Source organism: Nocardia sp. NPDC049526 (genome assembly GCF_044465765.1).
Classification (GTDB): domain Bacteria; phylum Actinomycetota; class Actinomycetes; order Mycobacteriales; family Mycobacteriaceae; genus Nocardia.
In genome coordinates, this window is the sequence record NZ_JBITMA010000008.1 from 270,200 (window position 1) to 285,269 (window position 15,070).

19 protein-coding genes are annotated in these 15,070 nt (G+C 65.6%); 14 read left to right on the forward strand and 5 right to left on the reverse strand.

Features of this window, described 5'->3' with window-relative positions:
- The first annotated feature begins 42 nt into the window (after nucleotides 1–42).
- The 8 genes from hemL (at nucleotide 43) to ACIBW7_RS25850 (ending at nucleotide 7,861) form a co-directional block, all read left to right on the forward strand.
- On the forward strand, nucleotides 43–1,380 hold the full coding sequence (gene hemL, locus ACIBW7_RS25815; protein WP_397050499.1) for a glutamate-1-semialdehyde 2,1-aminomutase: 1,338 nt from the start codon (nucleotides 43–45) through the stop codon (nucleotides 1,378–1,380).
- Between the two features lie 23 nt (nucleotides 1,381–1,403).
- Nucleotides 1,404–2,132 (forward strand): histidine phosphatase family protein, encoded by a 729-nt coding sequence (locus tag ACIBW7_RS25820; RefSeq protein WP_397050802.1) that lies wholly within the window; start codon nucleotides 1,404–1,406, stop codon nucleotides 2,130–2,132.
- Complete coding sequence (locus tag ACIBW7_RS25825) at nucleotides 2,129–2,752, forward strand: TlpA disulfide reductase family protein (protein ID WP_387294355.1); 624 nt, start codon at nucleotides 2,129–2,131, stop codon at nucleotides 2,750–2,752. Before ACIBW7_RS25820 ends, ACIBW7_RS25825 begins: the two co-directional genes overlap by 4 nt.
- Nucleotides 2,753–2,824: 72 nt before the next feature.
- Nucleotides 2,825–3,034 carry a hypothetical protein gene (locus tag ACIBW7_RS25830; protein WP_397050502.1) on the forward strand — a complete coding sequence of 70 codons (210 nt, stop codon included), beginning with the start codon at nucleotides 2,825–2,827 and terminating at the stop codon, nucleotides 3,032–3,034.
- On the forward strand, nucleotides 3,034–3,870 hold the full coding sequence (locus tag ACIBW7_RS25835; protein WP_397050504.1) for a cytochrome c biogenesis CcdA family protein: 837 nt from the start codon (nucleotides 3,034–3,036) through the stop codon (nucleotides 3,868–3,870). Before ACIBW7_RS25830 ends, ACIBW7_RS25835 begins: the two co-directional genes overlap by 1 nt.
- On the forward strand, nucleotides 3,867–5,504 hold the full coding sequence (locus ACIBW7_RS25840; RefSeq protein WP_397050506.1) for a cytochrome c biogenesis protein ResB: 1,638 nt from the start codon (nucleotides 3,867–3,869) through the stop codon (nucleotides 5,502–5,504). Before ACIBW7_RS25835 ends, ACIBW7_RS25840 begins: the two co-directional genes overlap by 4 nt.
- A gap of 2 nt (nucleotides 5,505–5,506) precedes the next feature.
- Entirely contained in the window at nucleotides 5,507–6,475 is a 969-nt protein-coding gene (ccsB, locus tag ACIBW7_RS25845) for a c-type cytochrome biogenesis protein CcsB (RefSeq protein WP_063045377.1), read from the forward strand.
- Nucleotides 6,476–6,739: 264 nt separating this feature from the next.
- The gene (locus ACIBW7_RS25850) at nucleotides 6,740–7,861 is read left to right on the forward strand and encodes an MspA family porin (protein WP_397050804.1); all 1,122 of its coding nucleotides are present in this window, start codon (nucleotides 6,740–6,742) and stop codon (nucleotides 7,859–7,861) included.
- Between the two features lie 57 nt (nucleotides 7,862–7,918).
- Here the strand turns inward: ACIBW7_RS25850 and ACIBW7_RS25855 are convergent, their stop codons facing one another.
- A complete protein-coding gene (locus tag ACIBW7_RS25855; protein ID WP_397050509.1) occupies nucleotides 7,919–8,584 on the reverse strand; it encodes a hypothetical protein in 666 nt (221 codons plus the stop codon).
- A 292-nt stretch (nucleotides 8,585–8,876) separates the two neighbouring features.
- Here ACIBW7_RS25855 and ACIBW7_RS25860 point away from each other — a divergent pair, with 292 nt between their 5' ends.
- Nucleotides 8,877–9,497: a hypothetical protein gene (locus tag ACIBW7_RS25860; RefSeq protein WP_397050511.1), complete on the forward strand. Its 621-nt coding sequence runs from the start codon at nucleotides 8,877–8,879 to the stop codon at nucleotides 9,495–9,497.
- A gap of 403 nt (nucleotides 9,498–9,900) precedes the next feature.
- Here ACIBW7_RS25860 and ACIBW7_RS25865 read toward each other — a convergent pair whose 3' ends face one another.
- Both ACIBW7_RS25865 and ACIBW7_RS25870 read right to left on the reverse strand, forming a co-directional pair.
- Complete coding sequence (locus ACIBW7_RS25865; protein WP_357471640.1) at nucleotides 9,901–10,098, reverse strand: hypothetical protein; 198 nt, start codon at nucleotides 10,096–10,098, stop codon at nucleotides 9,901–9,903.
- Between the two features lie 127 nt (nucleotides 10,099–10,225).
- The gene (locus ACIBW7_RS25870) at nucleotides 10,226–10,435 is read right to left on the reverse strand and encodes a BldC family transcriptional regulator (RefSeq protein WP_040696172.1); all 210 of its coding nucleotides are present in this window, start codon (nucleotides 10,433–10,435) and stop codon (nucleotides 10,226–10,228) included.
- A 254-nt stretch (nucleotides 10,436–10,689) separates the two neighbouring features.
- On the opposite strand from ACIBW7_RS25870, the gene ACIBW7_RS25875 reads away from it, so the two are divergent.
- The 5 genes from ACIBW7_RS25875 to ACIBW7_RS25895 all read left to right on the forward strand — a co-directional run bounded on the left by ACIBW7_RS25875 (nucleotide 10,690) and on the right by ACIBW7_RS25895 (nucleotide 13,488).
- Nucleotides 10,690–11,040, forward strand: coding sequence for a DUF4229 domain-containing protein (locus ACIBW7_RS25875; RefSeq protein ID WP_397050514.1), 351 nt, complete (start codon nucleotides 10,690–10,692; stop codon nucleotides 11,038–11,040).
- Entirely contained in the window at nucleotides 11,037–12,122 is a 1,086-nt protein-coding gene (locus ACIBW7_RS25880) for a PLP-dependent cysteine synthase family protein (protein WP_397050516.1), read from the forward strand. The genes ACIBW7_RS25875 and ACIBW7_RS25880 overlap by 4 nt, the downstream gene beginning before the upstream one ends.
- A gap of 102 nt (nucleotides 12,123–12,224) precedes the next feature.
- The gene (locus ACIBW7_RS25885) at nucleotides 12,225–12,446 is read left to right on the forward strand and encodes a hypothetical protein (protein ID WP_040696163.1); all 222 of its coding nucleotides are present in this window, start codon (nucleotides 12,225–12,227) and stop codon (nucleotides 12,444–12,446) included.
- Nucleotides 12,446–13,024, forward strand: coding sequence for a Clp protease N-terminal domain-containing protein (locus ACIBW7_RS25890; RefSeq protein WP_397050518.1), 579 nt, complete (start codon nucleotides 12,446–12,448; stop codon nucleotides 13,022–13,024). Before ACIBW7_RS25885 ends, ACIBW7_RS25890 begins: the two co-directional genes overlap by 1 nt.
- A gap of 77 nt (nucleotides 13,025–13,101) precedes the next feature.
- Nucleotides 13,102–13,488 (forward strand): phage holin family protein, encoded by a 387-nt coding sequence (locus ACIBW7_RS25895; protein ID WP_397050520.1) that lies wholly within the window; start codon nucleotides 13,102–13,104, stop codon nucleotides 13,486–13,488.
- A gap of 41 nt (nucleotides 13,489–13,529) precedes the next feature.
- On the opposite strand, the gene ACIBW7_RS25900 is transcribed toward ACIBW7_RS25895, so the two are convergent.
- On the reverse strand, nucleotides 13,530–14,402 hold the full coding sequence (locus ACIBW7_RS25900) for a 1,4-dihydroxy-2-naphthoate polyprenyltransferase (protein ID WP_397050522.1): 873 nt from the start codon (nucleotides 14,400–14,402) through the stop codon (nucleotides 13,530–13,532).
- Between the two features lie 45 nt (nucleotides 14,403–14,447).
- Nucleotides 14,448–14,924, reverse strand: a complete 477-nt coding sequence (locus ACIBW7_RS25905) for an SRPBCC family protein (protein WP_397050524.1) — start codon at nucleotides 14,922–14,924, stop codon at nucleotides 14,448–14,450.
- Between the last annotated feature and the right edge of the window lie 146 nt (nucleotides 14,925–15,070).

The following is a 15,070-nucleotide window of genomic DNA, read 5'->3' on the forward strand; positions in this document are numbered from 1 at the left end:
CTGTCGTCGACTCGTTCCAATCGGGCTGAGACACTGGACGTCGTGAGTTCTTCTCCGCGCGTGACCAGGGCATCGGTGCCGGTCTCGGCTCAGCTCTTCGACCGGGCCGCTTCGGTGATTCCGGGTGGTGTGAATTCGCCGGTGCGGGCCTTCAAGTCCGTCGGTGGCACACCGCGATTCATCGCATCGGCCAAGGGCTACACACTCATCGATGTCGACGGGAACGAGTATGTCGACCTGGTGTGTTCCTGGGGTCCGATGATTCTCGGCCACGCGCATCCCGAGGTGGTCGAGGCGGTGCAGCGCGCGGCCGTCGGCGGACTGTCCTTCGGCGCGCCGACCGAGGCCGAGATCGAACTCGCCGAGCTGATCGCCGAACGGATGGCGCCGGTGGAGCGGGTCCGCCTGGTCAACTCCGGCACCGAGGCCACCATGAGCGCGGTCCGGCTGGCCCGCGGCTACACCGGTCGCGCCAAGATCATCAAATTTTCCGGTTGCTACCACGGCCATGTGGACGCGCTGCTCGCCGACGCCGGATCCGGTGTCGCGACCCTCGGCCTGCCGACCTCGCCCGGTGTCACCGGCGCGCAGGCGGGCGACACCATCGTGCTGCCGTACAACGACATCGAGGCCGTTGCCGCCGCGTTCGCCGCGCATCCGGGTGAAATCGCGTGTGTGATCACCGAGGCGGCCGCGGGCAATATGGGTGCGGTCGCACCGCTGCCCGGTTTCAACGAGGGCCTGCGCAAGCTGACCGCCGACGACGGCGCGCTGCTGATCATGGACGAGGTGATGACCGGGTTCCGGGTGAGCCGGTCCGGCTGGTTCGGCCGCGACGGTGTCGCCGGTGACCTCTACACCTTCGGCAAGGTGATGAGCGGTGGGCTGCCTGCCGCCGCGTTCGGCGGGCGCGCCGAGATCATGAATCACCTTGCGCCGCTTGGCCCGGTGTATCAGGCGGGCACCCTTTCCGGGAACCCGGTCGCCGTCGCAGCTGGGCTCGCCTCGCTGCGCGCGGCCGATGACGCGGTGTACGCCGCACTGGATCGCAATGCCGAGCGGCTGGGCGGCTTGTTCACCGAGGCGCTCGGTGCCGCGGGGGTCGAGCATCAGGTCCAGTTCGCGGGCAATATGGTGAGCGTGTTCTTCGCCGACCGTCCGGTCACCGACTACGCTGCCGCGAAAGCCAGCCAGACCTGGCGTTTCCCCGCCTTCTTCCACGCACTGCTCGACGGCGGTGTGTACGCGCCGCCGAGCGCGTTCGAAGCGTGGTTCGTCTCCGCGGCGCTCGACGAGGACGCATTCGACCGTATCGCCGCCGCCCTGCCCGCCGCCGCACATGCGGCCGCGGCCGCCACCCCCGAAGGATCCCGCGCGTGAGTTCCGACCAGCCAGATTCAGAAATGCGCGAAGTACCAGAGACTCCAGTCGACAGTGTGGAAACGGCCGCCCTCGCCGACGAGTCCGATGCCGCTGCGCCGGTCGACGCGGTCGAGGACGACACCGTCGAGACCATCGTGCACGTGCTGCGGCATGGCGAGGTGCACAACCCGAAGGGCATTCTCTACGGTCGCCTGCCTGGATTCAGCCTGTCGGTGACCGGTCGCGCGCAGGCCGGTGCGGTGGCGCGGTCGCTGGCCGACCACGACATCGCGGTGGTGATCGCCTCGCCACTGCAGCGTGCGCAGGAGACCGCCGAGCCGATCGCGCGTCAGCACGGGTTGCTCGTGCGCACCGACGAGAACCTGATCGAGGCCGGTAATACCTTCGAGGGCCTGCGGGTATCGGTCGGCGACGGTGCGTTGCGCAAGCCGAGACACTGGTGGAAGCTGCGCGATCCGTTCACCCCGTCCTGGGGCGAGCCGTATCTGCAGATCGCGCACCGCATGCTGGCCGCGGTCAATAAGGCCAGGGTCGAGGCGGCCGGACACGAGGCGGTGCTGGTCTCGCATCAGCTGCCGGTCTGGACGCTGCGGCGGTTCCTGCAGGGTCAGCGGCTCTGGCACGATCCGCGGCATCGGCAGTGCTCGCTCGCCTCGCTGACCTCGCTGGTCTACCAGGGCGATACCCTCGTCGACATCGTCTACTCCGAGCCCGCAGGCGGTTCGGATCCCACGGTGCACGGCGCATGAGAACTTCTTCCCGGCCGTCGGCCCGGCGTTTCACGTCGGTCCTGCTCGCGTGCGTGGCCCTGGTGGCCGCGCTCGCGGGTTGTTCGACCGGGAAGGATGCGGTGGCCTCCGGCGGTACGTTCGAATTCGTCTCGCCCGGTGGCAAAACCGATATTTTCTACGATCCGCCCGCCGCGCGTGGCACTATCGGCAAGCTCGCCGGGCCGGATCTGATGACCTCGGGCAAGACCACCTCGGTCGCCGACTTCCCGGACAAGGTGGTCGTGCTCAATCTGTGGGGGCAGTGGTGCGGGCCGTGCCGCGCCGAGGCGCCCGCGCTCGAAAAGGTCTACGAGGCAACCAAGGACAGGGGCGTCGTCTTTCTCGGCATCAATGTCCGTGATTTCCAGCAGGACAAGGCACAGGACTTCGTCGTCGACAACAAGGTCGGTTATCCGTCCGTCTACGACCCGTCCATGCGCACCCTGCTCGCGCTCGGCGGCAACTTCCCGACCAGTGTCATTCCCACCACGCTGGTGCTGGATCGGCAACATCGGGTCGCCGCTGTCTTCCTCCGCTCGCTCTTGGCGGAAGACCTCCAACCAGTTGTCGAACGCATTGCCGCGGAAGGTTCGCAGTGACCCCGCACAAGTCGTTCGGCCCATGTCGTAATTACGTCCCGCTCCATAGCGAGCGGTAGGAAAGGTGCAATCGTGAATCGCGATCGCCGTACTCGTAGCCCGCGTGCCTGTCGCCCGCGGCAGGCCGCCCGTCTCGTCCGCGGTGTCTGGACGGTCGATGACCGCTGGGTCGGCGTTGCCGCCGTACCGCGCAGCGCCGCAGCCGATTCCATGATGGACTTCGTCCCGGAATCAGCACCGGTGCCCGAGCGTGCTGATCGACCCCCGGTGGAGACCGACTGATGGTGCTTGCCGCAGTAGGTGATTCGTTCCAGCAGACGGCGGCGACGGGGCCGCTGTTATTGGCGCTCGGCGCATGCTTACTGGCCGGACTGGTCTCGTTCGCCTCGCCGTGTGTGGTGCCGCTGGTGCCGGGTTACCTGTCCTATCTGGCCGGGCTGGTCGGCGCCGAGGCGCCGCCCGCCACCGCAGCGCAGGCCAAAAGCCTTGGCGGCACAGCGGTTTCGGTCGATCGGGCTGCGGCACGTACGGGTCGGATCCGAGTGGCCGGTGCGGCCGGTTTGTTCGTCGCGGGCTTCACCGTGGTGTTCGTGCTCGCCACCGCAACGGTTTTCGGCGTCATCCAGACCCTGAACGTGAATCGTGGACTGCTGCAACGGGTCGGCGGTGTGGTCACCATCCTGATGGGGCTGGTATTCATCGGCTTGGTCCCCGCGTTGCAGCGCGATACGCGGATGGAGCCGCGCAGGCTCACCAGTGTTCTGGGCGCTCCGCTGCTCGGCGCGGTCTTCGCGCTCGGTTGGACGCCGTGCCTCGGGCCGACGCTGTCCGGGGTGATGGCGGTTTCGGCCGGGACCGAGGGCACGACGGCCGTGCGCGGCGTCGCGCTGATCGTCGCCTACTGTCTCGGCCTCGGATTGCCGTTCGTGATCCTGGCCTTCGGGTCGGCGAGTGCGTTGCGCGGGGTCGGTTGGCTGCGGCGCAATTCGCGCACCATTCAGATCATCGGGGGCATATTGCTCGTCGCAGTCGGGATCGCGCTGGTCACAGGGGCGTGGGACCAGTTCGTCGCCTGGGTGCGCGACGGGTTCGTTTCCGAGGTGACGCTGCCGATATGACCGTGATCGACAGACCCGAGGCGCCGGTCACGCCGCCGCGCCAGTCGCTACCGGGTCGCGCGTGGGCGCTCGTGCGCAATGCCTGGCGTGGGCTCACCAGCATGCGCACCGCGCTGGTATTGCTGTTCCTGCTGGCCCTGGGCGCGATTCCGGGTGCATTGCTGCCGCAGCGAAATCTCAACGAGGGCAAGGTCGATCAGTACATCGCCGACCGCCCGACGCTCGGACCGTGGATGGACCAGTTCCAGCTGTTCGACGTGTTCTCCAGCTTCTGGTTCACGGCAATCTATGCGCTGCTGTTCATTTCGCTCGTCGGCTGCATTCTGCCGCGCTGCCTGGACCACTATCGCGCGCTGCGCACGCCGCCGGTCCGGGTACCGCGCAACCTGTCTCGGCTGCCGCACCATTACTCCGAGACCATCGATGGCACGCCGGACGCCGCGCTCGAGCACGCTCGAAAAGAGTTGCGCGGCTGGCGGACCGAGGTGCGCGACGGCACTCGTGACGGCGAGATCACCCTTTCTGCGGAGAAGGGTTACACCCGCGAACTCGGCAACCTCGTCTTCCACCTGGCTCTGGTCGGGCTGCTCGTCGCGATCGCGGTCGGCAAGCTGTTCGGTTACGAGGGCAGTGTGATCGTCATCGCGAACAACGGTCCCGGCTTCTGCACCACCTCGCCCGCCGTCTTCGACTCGTTCAAGGCGGGCAATATCAACGACGGCACCGGTATGGCGCCATTGTGCGTGCGGGTCAAGGACTTCAAGGCCGATTACCTGCAGAACGGTCAGGCCGAGATGTTCACCTCGCATATCGAATATCAGGCCGGCGGCGATCTGCAGGGCGATACCTGGCGCGGTGCGCAGATCCAGGTGAACCATCCGCTGCGCGTCTCGGGGGACCGGTTGTATCTGCAGGGCCACGGTTACGCGCCGACGTTCACGGTGACCTTCCCGAACGGCCAGACCCGGACCGAGACCATCCAGTGGCGGCCCGATAATGCGCAGACCTTCCTGTCCAGCGGTGTGCTGCGGATCGATCCGCCCGGCGGCATGTACGCGACCGACGAAGAGCGCCGCAAGAACCAGATCGCCATCGAGGGGCTCTTCGCGCCGACCGCGCTACTGCACGGCAGCCTGCTGACCTCCTCGTTCCCGACCATGAACGATCCGGCCGTCGCGGTGGACATCTATCGCGGCGATACCGGTCTCGATACCGGCAAGCCGCAGTCGCTGTTCGCGCTGGATACCGAGCAGGTCAAGCAGGGGCGGCTGACCAAGGAGGCCAGGGTCAATCTGCGTCCCGGCGAGTCGTCGACGTTGCCCAATGGCACCAAGGTCACCTTCGACGGTGCGCAGGAATTCGTGAATCTGCAGGTATCCCACGATCCGGCCCAGCAGTGGGTGCTGGTGAGCGCGCTGGCCATGATGGCCGGACTGCTGGTGTCGCTGCTGGTGAAGCGGCGACGCATCTGGATCCGCGTGTACCCGGCCGATGACGAAGCGGGTACCGTTGACAAACGACGCACCGTAGTAGAGATGGGCGGGCTCGCCAGAACCGATCAGGCGGGCTGGGGCGGCGAATTCGATCGCCTGCGCAAGCGCCTGCTCGATGACCGATCCGCCACGGGAGAGTGACCATGCCGATCGACGAGACCATCGCCCAGTACAGCGATCTCGCCTTCAAATCGGCGATCGTCGTGTACGCGCTGGTGCTGGTGCTGCTGATCGTGCAGTACGCGGCGGCGCGGACGCAGAAGGTCGTCGCGCGTGAACTGGTAACTGCCGGCGGTGGTTCCGATCGTCCCGCCGGACCCGGTCGGGTCGAGACGCCGCAGGCCAAGCCGTTCGCCGAACGCGCGGGCAATATGGCATTCTCGGTGCTGTTCGTCGCCATCGCCCTGCATGTGACCTCGATCGTGTTGCGCGGCTTCGCAACCCACCGCTTCCCGCTCGGCAACATGTACGAATTCGTCACCATGGCGACCGCCGCGGCCGCCGTGGTCGGCATGGTGTTCCTGCGCGAACAGCGCTACCGCTCGATGTGGGTCTTCCTGCTCGTCCCGATCCTGATCCTGCTGTTCCTGGCAGGCACCTTGCTGTACGCCGACGCGGCACCCGTTGTGCCCGCACTGAAGTCGTTCTGGCTGCCCATCCACGTCACCATCGTCAGCATCGGCAGCGGCGTCTTCCTGGTCTCCGGCATAGCCAGCCTGCTGTTCCTCTACCGCTTGCGTCAGCCCGAAGGCGCCGAATCCGACAACATCCTCGGCACCATCGCCCGCCGCCTCCCCGACGCCCGCACCCTCGACCGCCTCGCCTACAAAACCACCATCATCGGCTTCCCCCTCTTCGGTGCCGGCGTGATCCTCGGCGCCATCTGGGCCGAAGCCGCCTGGGGCCGCTTCTGGGGCTGGGATCCGAAGGAAACCTGCTCTTTCATCGCCTGGGTCTTGTACGCCGCCTACCTCCACGCCCGCGCCACCTCGGGCTGGCGCGACACCAAGGCCGCGTACATCAACATCGCGGGGTTCGTCGCGATGCTCTTCAACTTGTTCATCATCAACATCGTGATCAGCGGATTGCACTCGTACGCGGGCCTGAATTAGCGGGCGGCACGGGTTGTCGCGTCCGCGTCCGGCCACAGATGGGCGTAATACCGCATCGTTGTCACCGCGCTCCCGTGAAGAACGCGGGTCTGCACGGTCTTTGATATCGGCGCCACGGCTGAGCCCGGGGCGGTGCGCGACACGCCCCGCAGCCTGAACGAGTCGGGACGGTATCCCACTATGCTTGCCAAATATTAGCTATGTGGGTCTGGTCATGCGATTTAGCCGCCGCTGATGTACATCCGATTCGAAACGGGATCAGATATGCGACCTCGATTCGTCTTTATCGCGACCGGTGTGGTCGTGGCCGTCCTGGCTGTGGTTCTGTGGTCCAGCGTCGAGCCGAGCCGAGCCCAACCGCCGGGTGCGGACGTATCCGGTGCCGGGGTGCATGTGACGACATCGGTGGAGAGCGTCAACGTGGACCCAGCGGGCGACCGGATGCCGAACTTTCTCATGACGTTCGCGCATGCCGCGCAGCTATCCGGCGACTACTCGCTGAACGTGGAGGGTGATGGAGTAATGTCCGGCCAAGCCGTCGCGGGGTTCCTCCTCGGCTGCGCGATCAGTCTGGACAACGGCTTCACCGTCGGAATCGATCCCAATCAAGGGCTGGCGGCGAGTATTTCCCCCGAATTCAGCCAGTCGAACGTTGCCGCCACGCTACCGAATGCGACGCTGACGACCGTCCCCGCGACGCCGCGTGCCGCCACGACGTCTCAGAGTGCCACTACCCCTCAAAGTGCTGCTACTACGTCTCAGAGTGCTGCCGTCACCCCTCAGAGTGTTGCCGCCACGTCTCAGAGTGCTGCCGTCACCCCTCAGAGTGTTGCCGCCCCTCAGAGTGCTGCTGCCGCCCCTCAGAGTGCTGCTGCCGCCCCTCAGAGTGCTGCTGCCGCCCCTCAGAGTGCTGCTGCCGCCCCTCAGAGTGCTGCTGCCACCCCTCAAAGCGCTGCCACCACCCCTCAAAGCGCTGCCACTACGTCTCAGAGTGCTGCCACCACCCCCCAAAGCGCCGACACCACATCCCCGAGTGTCGAGACCACATCCCCGAGTGTCGAGACCACATCCCCGAGTGTCGAGACCACATCCCCGAGTGCCTCGGCCCCCAGCGCGAGCCTCGGACCGACCGTCGGCGGGGCCCTGGGCTTGACACAGGTCCTGGAAGCCACCTTGGCACCGGGCCAGATCACCACCGTCACGACAGTGACGACCGACCTGGACAACCAGACCGTGTTCCCGTACCACTTCATTTTCAACAACGCCGCGTTGAACGTCGGCCAGTGTGCCTCACCGGTATCGGCCGTCCCCTTCATCACCGCCACGGTGAGTACCGCGGTGGAGACGGTACAGACCACCGCCTACGGCAGACAGTTCACCTTCTGATCCGCCCAGGGACCCATCGCGTACCGGAACGCAACGTCCGCAGCACTCGGCCCGGGCCTACAACCGGTGGACGCAGACTACGAATTGGCGTTGTTGGTAGACGATTCCGCGGTCGCTGGAGGAGCAGACGTTCACGTTTGTGGTTTTTTGTTTGACGTCCATGACGCGGACGGCGTTGGGGACGCCCTTGGTGTTGCAGTCGAGGCGTTTGGGGCCGTCTTTGTTCGGGTCCATGCAGCCGCCGATTACCCAGTCGATGTCCAGGCACAGGGCGGCGCGGTTGATGCCGTGCAGGGTGTCGTTGAGGGCGCGGTCGGCGTCGGTGGGGCAGGCGGCGTTATCGGCCGCTTTATCGATGACCTTGTAGTTGGAGGTCGCGCTGCCGCAGGTGGCCTTACCGAGGGTGGGGTTGTCGCCGCTGCCGCCGATTTCGACGCAGTCACCGACGTCCACCTTCAGACCGCCCGCGATCTTGTCGAAGGTGCTGCGGATGGCGGAGGTGGTCGGCGGGGCCTCGGGGGTGGTCAGCGGCAGCTCGGGGAACGACGGTTCCGCCGCGGTGGTCGGCGCGGCGTCGTTCTGGGCCGCGGGCGATGGGCTGCTCGTGGTGGATTTGTCGTTGCTGAGCGACATCGCCGCCACCGCCACGACGGCCGCGGCCAGCGCGGTTACAGCTATGAAGACCGTCAAGGTGAGACCCGCACGGACACGTTGACGCGACACCTGTGACGTCCTCCAGGGCTGTTCGAACTCGCGCGCCGAGATACGAAGTTGAAAGTTGCAATTGTGAGAGATCACGTCATGCCTACACCATCCGGTGTGTGCGCGTCGAGTCACCCATTTTCGAGGATAAAAAGGATACTTGTGTGAAATGACCATAGGTCGGATGCTGGAATAACAATCGAATAACGATGACTGTCAGGGGTTTCCCAAATGCCGTGCGGGGCAACAAGCTACGTGGCGCTAGACGCGTCAACCGGCTACCGGGGCCGGTGCTTGTCAGAAGGAAACCTTGATGAAGTTCGGCACGTTCGCCGTCACCCTCGTGTCCATCGCCGCCGTGGGAATCGCGGCGGGAACCGCGAATGCGAAGCCAGCGGAAGTTGCCAAAGAGGTGTCGGCCTCCGGCGTCGAGCAGGGAATCGGTTACCACACAGTGGCTTCCGAAATCTCGGATGGGCACCGGGATCGCGTTCTCACCACCGAGGTCGACAGCGGCAAGTTCGAACTCGCCGATAACGGCACCAAGGTTTTGCTGAAGTCCGATGCCGGTGCTGTGGTGACGGAAGTCCCCTTGACCTACGAGCTCTCCGGTACGAAGGTCGCGGTCGACCAGACGATCTCCGATAACGGCCGAACCCTCGCTCTCACACCGAAATTGAGCGCCAAGAACATCGGCGAGATGCAGCCGGTCAATTCCATGGCCCGCCTGACCGACGAAATCAACAAGAACATCGTCGGCGTGGTCCTCGGCGGCGTCCTCGGCCTCATCATCGGCGCCATCGTCGGCGTCTTCTTCTTCAGCATCATCACCGGCCCGATCGGCGCGGTAGTCGGCGCGATCGCCGGCGGCTACATCATGGGCGGCCAGTCGTTCATGGACGCCCTCATGGCCGTCATCAACGGCGAGCCGTGATCGTTTGAGCTCTCGCACCCCCGCTGACTACCTCGCGCAGGGTCTACCTCGTACGAGGTAGTCATCGGGGGTGCGGACTTCGCTTCCGGATCTCAGGAAGTACTGTGGCGCGGCTGCCGATGGCAGTGAGTGATCGTTGTTGCACATGCTGGCCGGCTCGGTTCGCAGGCTGATGCAATGTGGCTGCCGGAGCATCGCTCGGCGATCGGGCCGCGCCCACGCATGAAGTGTGCGCCGCAGGAAATCGCGCGCGATTCGTCATTGGTTGCAGCAAGAACCGCGCGGTCGATTCGGGTTGCGCGACTGAGGGATTCGAGCCTTCTTCGGGCACGACGAGGCGCTCTATCTGCCACGGGCCCATCCGTCCACCGGAAACCGCCCGGCGAACCGAGCGCAACGAAACTCAGCGCTCGGCGGACCCGTCACCATCACGATGCTGGCGCGAAATGCGCCAGAGGAATTCGGCGTCGTCGTCCGGCCCCATGATGCGCTTGCGCTGCGGCGAACGCGTGGGCGGTCCGGCTGTCTTCTCGGGGCCGAACGCCTTCCAGCACAACACCGCGACTGCCACAACTGCGATGAGTGCCAACAGGTACGTCACGTCGCTCACCTCCTGCTAACGAGGGTAGTCGCGTGCGTAGCCTTCGAACACCGCAGACACGAAATTGGTGGGTGCGGGCCCCTAGACAGGAGGATCGAACTCACAGCTACAGGCCCGCGGACCAGGCTCAGCGTGCGGTGGCCTCGGTGGTGAGGGACTGGAGCAGCTGAAGTACTTCGGATTCGCGGAACCGGCGATGTCCGCCCGGCGTCCGCAGCGATCCCAGGCGCCCGGCGTGGGCCCAGCGGGTGACGGTCTTCGGATCGACGTGGAACATGGCGGCGACTTGGCCCGGTGTCAGCAGGGTGTCCTGGCCGCCGACGGTGATCGCAGTCATAGCAAACCTCTCCGTTCTCGACAGTTCCCTCATCAGATGGCGCCATCGTTGCACTGCAACCCCTAGGTACTCGAACCACCTACAGTTGGTAAAGGGGAAGTAATAGACAAAACGGATATGAGCCCTGGTCAGGCGCAGTCGGAGGTAGTCCGTCTCCGGTCCCTTGCGCTCGGCCGAGCGCAGGCAAGGCCGCCGCTCAGTTCGACCGGAGGTATCGCCGAGGCTGGGTCATAGCTTCGCATAGGCTGGACGACGTGAGTGACGCAACGCCACCGAAGGGTGAACCCGCACAGCAAACCGCTGGCGTCGGCGCGCGGCTGGCCCGCAATCTGGCGCTGTACACGCTCGCCAGGCTGGCGCTGGTCGTCGTCATCGGCGCTGCGATCGTCGGCGTCGCCCGGCTCGTATCGGTGGATGTCCCGTGGTTGGTCGCCGCGCTGTTCGCGTTGATCATCGCGATGCCGCTGTCGCTGACGCTGTTCAAGAAATTGCGCGCTCGGGTCAACGAGGACATCGCGGTCGTCGATGCGAAGCGCCGCCAGGACAAGGCGCAGCTGCGCGCCCGGCTGCGTGGTGACGACGACCCGACCGGTGCGGCCTCGTGAAGTACTGCGATCGCAGTACGCCACGCGCCTGGGTCGACAATGCCGTGCGGCTCATCGAGGCCGACACCCAGCGCAGCGCCGACACGCATCTGATCCGGTACCCGCTGCCCGCGGCTTGGCACGTCCAGCTGTACCTGAAGGATGAGTCGACGCACATCACCGGCAGCCTCAAGCACCGGCTGGCGCGGTCGCTGTTCCTGTACGCGATCTGCAACGGCTGGGTCACCGAGGGCGCCACGGTGGTCGAGGCGTCGTCCGGTTCGACCGCGGTGAGCGAGGCGTATTTCGCCAAATTGCTCGGCCTGGATTTCGTCGCGGTGATGCCGGCGAGCACCTCGCCGCAGAAGATCGAGTTGATCGAAGCCCAGGGCGGCCGTTGCCATTTCGTGCAGCGTCCACCGGATATGTACACCGAGGCGGCGCGGCTGGCTGCCGAATGCGGCGGCCATTTCATGGATCAGTTCACCCATGCCGAGCGCGCCACCGACTGGCGCGGCAATAACAACATCGCCGAATCCATCTTCCAGCAAATGGAATTGGAGGCGCATCCGGTGCCGGACTGGATCGTGGTCGGCGCGGGTACCGGCGGTACCAGTGCCACCATCGGTCGCTATATCCGCTATCACCGTTACCCGTCGAAACTGGCCGTGGTCGACCCGGAGAACTCCGCGTTCTACGGCGGCTACGAAACCGCCGACGCCGGATATCAGACCGGAATGCCGTCGCGGATAGAGGGAATCGGCCGCCCGCGGGTCGAGCCGTCGTTCATCGGTCAGGTGGTGGATCGGATGATCGAGGTGCCCGATGCCGCATCGATCGCCACGGCCCGGTTCGCGAGTCGGGTAATCGGCCGCCGCGTAGGCGGTTCCACCGGAACCAATCTGTGGGGTGCGTTCGCACTCATCGCCGAAATGATCTCCGCCGGACGTTCGGGAAGTGTCGTCACGCTGCTCTGTGACGGCGGAGATCGTTATGCCGGAACGTATTTCGATGACGGATGGGTCGAGGCGCAGGGCATGAACCTCACCGAACCCGCCGCGATCCTGGAGAAGTTCGCCGCGACCGGAATCTGGTCCGGCTAGCACCCGATATCGCAACCCCGGCCATGGCGCCGGGGTTCTCTTGCGCCGAACGTCGTCAATTTTTGTTGACAACTCCGGAGTTCGTCAATAAAAATTGACGACATGACTGAAGCAACCACACTGGCGGCCGCCGCGGGCAGTCCGGACCCCAAGGTCGGGCTGCGCGCGGTGCTCGCGCTGCGTCGGCTGCTCGAACGACTGGAAGCGATCCAGGTGACCAATGCCCGCGAGCAGGGCTGGTCCTGGCAGGCGATCGCGGAGGCGCTCGAGGTCAGCAAGCAGGCGGTCCACCAGAAATACAACCGGAGAGGCGGGAACCGCTGATGTTCGAACGGTTCAGCAGGTCGGCGCGGACGGCGATCGTCATCGCTCAGGAAGACGCGCGGGAGCTGCGCGCACCCAAGATCGAGGTGGAGCATGTGCTGCTCGGTCTGTTGGCGCAGGGCGAGCCGGAATTGAAGACACTGCTCGAGGAGGCGGGGCTCACCCACCGACAGGTGCTGGAATCCCTCGGCCAGCAGGCCAAAGGCCAGCCGCTCGGTGCGGAGGACGCCGAGGCGTTGCGTTCGATCGGCATCGATCTGGATGCGGTGCGCGAGAGTCTGGAGGCCACCTTCGGCGAGGACGCGCTGGAACGGGCCGTGCCCGAGGAGCGGTCCCGATTCGGCCGCGGCCGCGATCGGAACTGGGGCCACATCCCGTTCACCAGGGATGCCAAGAAGGTATTGGAGCTGGGACTGCGCGAAGCACTGGCCCGTAAGGACAGGTCCATCGAATCCGGGCATCTGCTGCTCGGCATTCTGCGCGCGCCCAATGCCACCACCACCCGCATCCTCGGCGGTGCGAAAGCGATCGATGCGCTCCGGCCGAAGGTGCACGCGTTGCTCGACCGTGCCGCGTGATGGTTCGGGCGTGTGCGCGCCGCTCGATTCGCGCTTTGTGGCAGCACATGCCCGCCCGTCGGGCCTAGCATTGGCGCATGCAGCTTCTGATTCGGTTGATCATCAACGCGGTGGCCATCTGGCTGGCCGCCGCTTGGGTCGACAAGATCGAAATACTCAGTCCCGAGGACAAGGGCAATGGCGGCAAAGTCATTGTGATCCTGGTCGTCGCGGTGGTCTTCACCGTGGTGAACGCGGTGATCAAACCGATCGTGAAACTTCTATCGCTACCGCTGGTCATCGTGACCCTCGGTCTGTTCCTGTTGGTGATCAACGCGCTGATGCTGTGGCTCACCGCGAAGATCAGCGAGACCACCGACTACGGCCTGCGCGTCGAGGGCTTCTGGGCCGCCGTCTGGGGCGGCATCATCGTCGCGGTGGTCAACTGGGTCCTCGGCATCCTGGTTCCGGACGGCGACGACTAACAGCTGTGGCGCGGGCGACCGACCTGGTCGCCCGCGCGCTACTAGCCGGCGATACCCAGCGCCAACGCGGTGACCGCCGACCACGCCAACAGCGCCAACCCCGAATCGCGGAGCGCCGGAATCAATTCCAGTCCACCCTTACCGGAGCGCACCGGTGCGTTGGCGCGCACCGCCAACGGCACGGCGACCAGTCCGACCAGCGCCCACGGCGTGCGGACGACCAACAGCAGCGTCGCGATGAACGGCACCGCGAGCAGCGCCAGGTGCAGCGTCCGGGTCCGCGGATCGCCGAGTTTGACCGCGAGCGTGACCTTCCCGGATTCGGTATCGGTCGGGATATCGCGCAGATTATTGGCAACCAGCACCGCGCTGGAGAACGCCCCGACCCCGATCGCGAGCACCAGGCCCGCCCATTCGACCCGCTCGGCCTGTACGAATTCGGTGCCGAGCACACCGATCAGACCGAAGAAGACGAAGACCGCGAGCTCACCGAACCCGCTGTAGCCGTAGGGCTTGCTGCCGCCGGTGTAGAACCAGGCACCGGCCAGGCAGGCCATGCCGACCAGCAGCAACCACCACGCCGTCGCGATGACGAGCACCAGCCCGAAGACCGCGCCGATGGCCAGGCTGATGATCGCGGCATTCTTGACCGCGGCGGGCGAGGCGAGCTTCTGCCCGACCAGCCGCAGCGGACCGACCCGCACGTCATCGGTACCGCGGATGCCGTCGGAGTAGTCGTTGGCGTAATTCACCCCGATGATCAGGGCCAGCGAAACCAGCAGCGCGAGAACCGCTTTCCACCACACCGCGCCATCGATGGAGGCGGCGGCGCCGGTTCCGGCGAGGACAGGGGCGATCGCGTTCGGCAGGGTACGGGGCCGTGCGCCCTCGATCCATTGCGCTGCAGTAGCCATGTTCGCAGCCTAATGCGCGGCCGCGGTTCGGTCCGCTCGGGCGGTTCAGTTGGCTTCGGCGGCGGTCTTCAGTCGGTCCAGGCCCTTTTCGAAATCCTTGCCGATCATATTGTCGATCGGGAACACCTTCCCGATCACTCCCATCAGGCCCTTGTGCTCGCCTCTCATCCGCCAGACCACCTCGGTGCGGGGTTCTCCTCCTTCGAGGGCCGAGACCGGGTTCAGCTCGAAGGTCGTCTTATTGGTGGCCTTGAACGGCTTCTCGAAGGCCAGCCGGATACCTATTTCCCGGTCGTCACTGGAGGTGATCTCCATGCTGCCGCGACCGGCCTTGCGGTTGCCGTCCCAGGCGTACTTGGCGCCGACTCCGGCGTCCGGCCCGGAGTACTTCCGCTGCAGTTGGGGATCGACGTCCTCCCACGGCGACCACTTGGTCCACTCGTGGAAGTTATCGATCAGCCCATGAATGCGCGCGGGCTCGGCTGTGATCACAGCCTGCCGAACGATTTCGAACTCAGCCATGCGCACAGCGTAAGCGACTTACCGGTCCGAACAGGGGCGAAAAACCATGTCAGCCTGGCAGACAGTATTCGATTTCGGCACACCCGGGTCCCTCTGCGGTCGCGCTGTGCTACCGCCTGTGGGCCCGTCGCTCGCGCCGGGGCTCG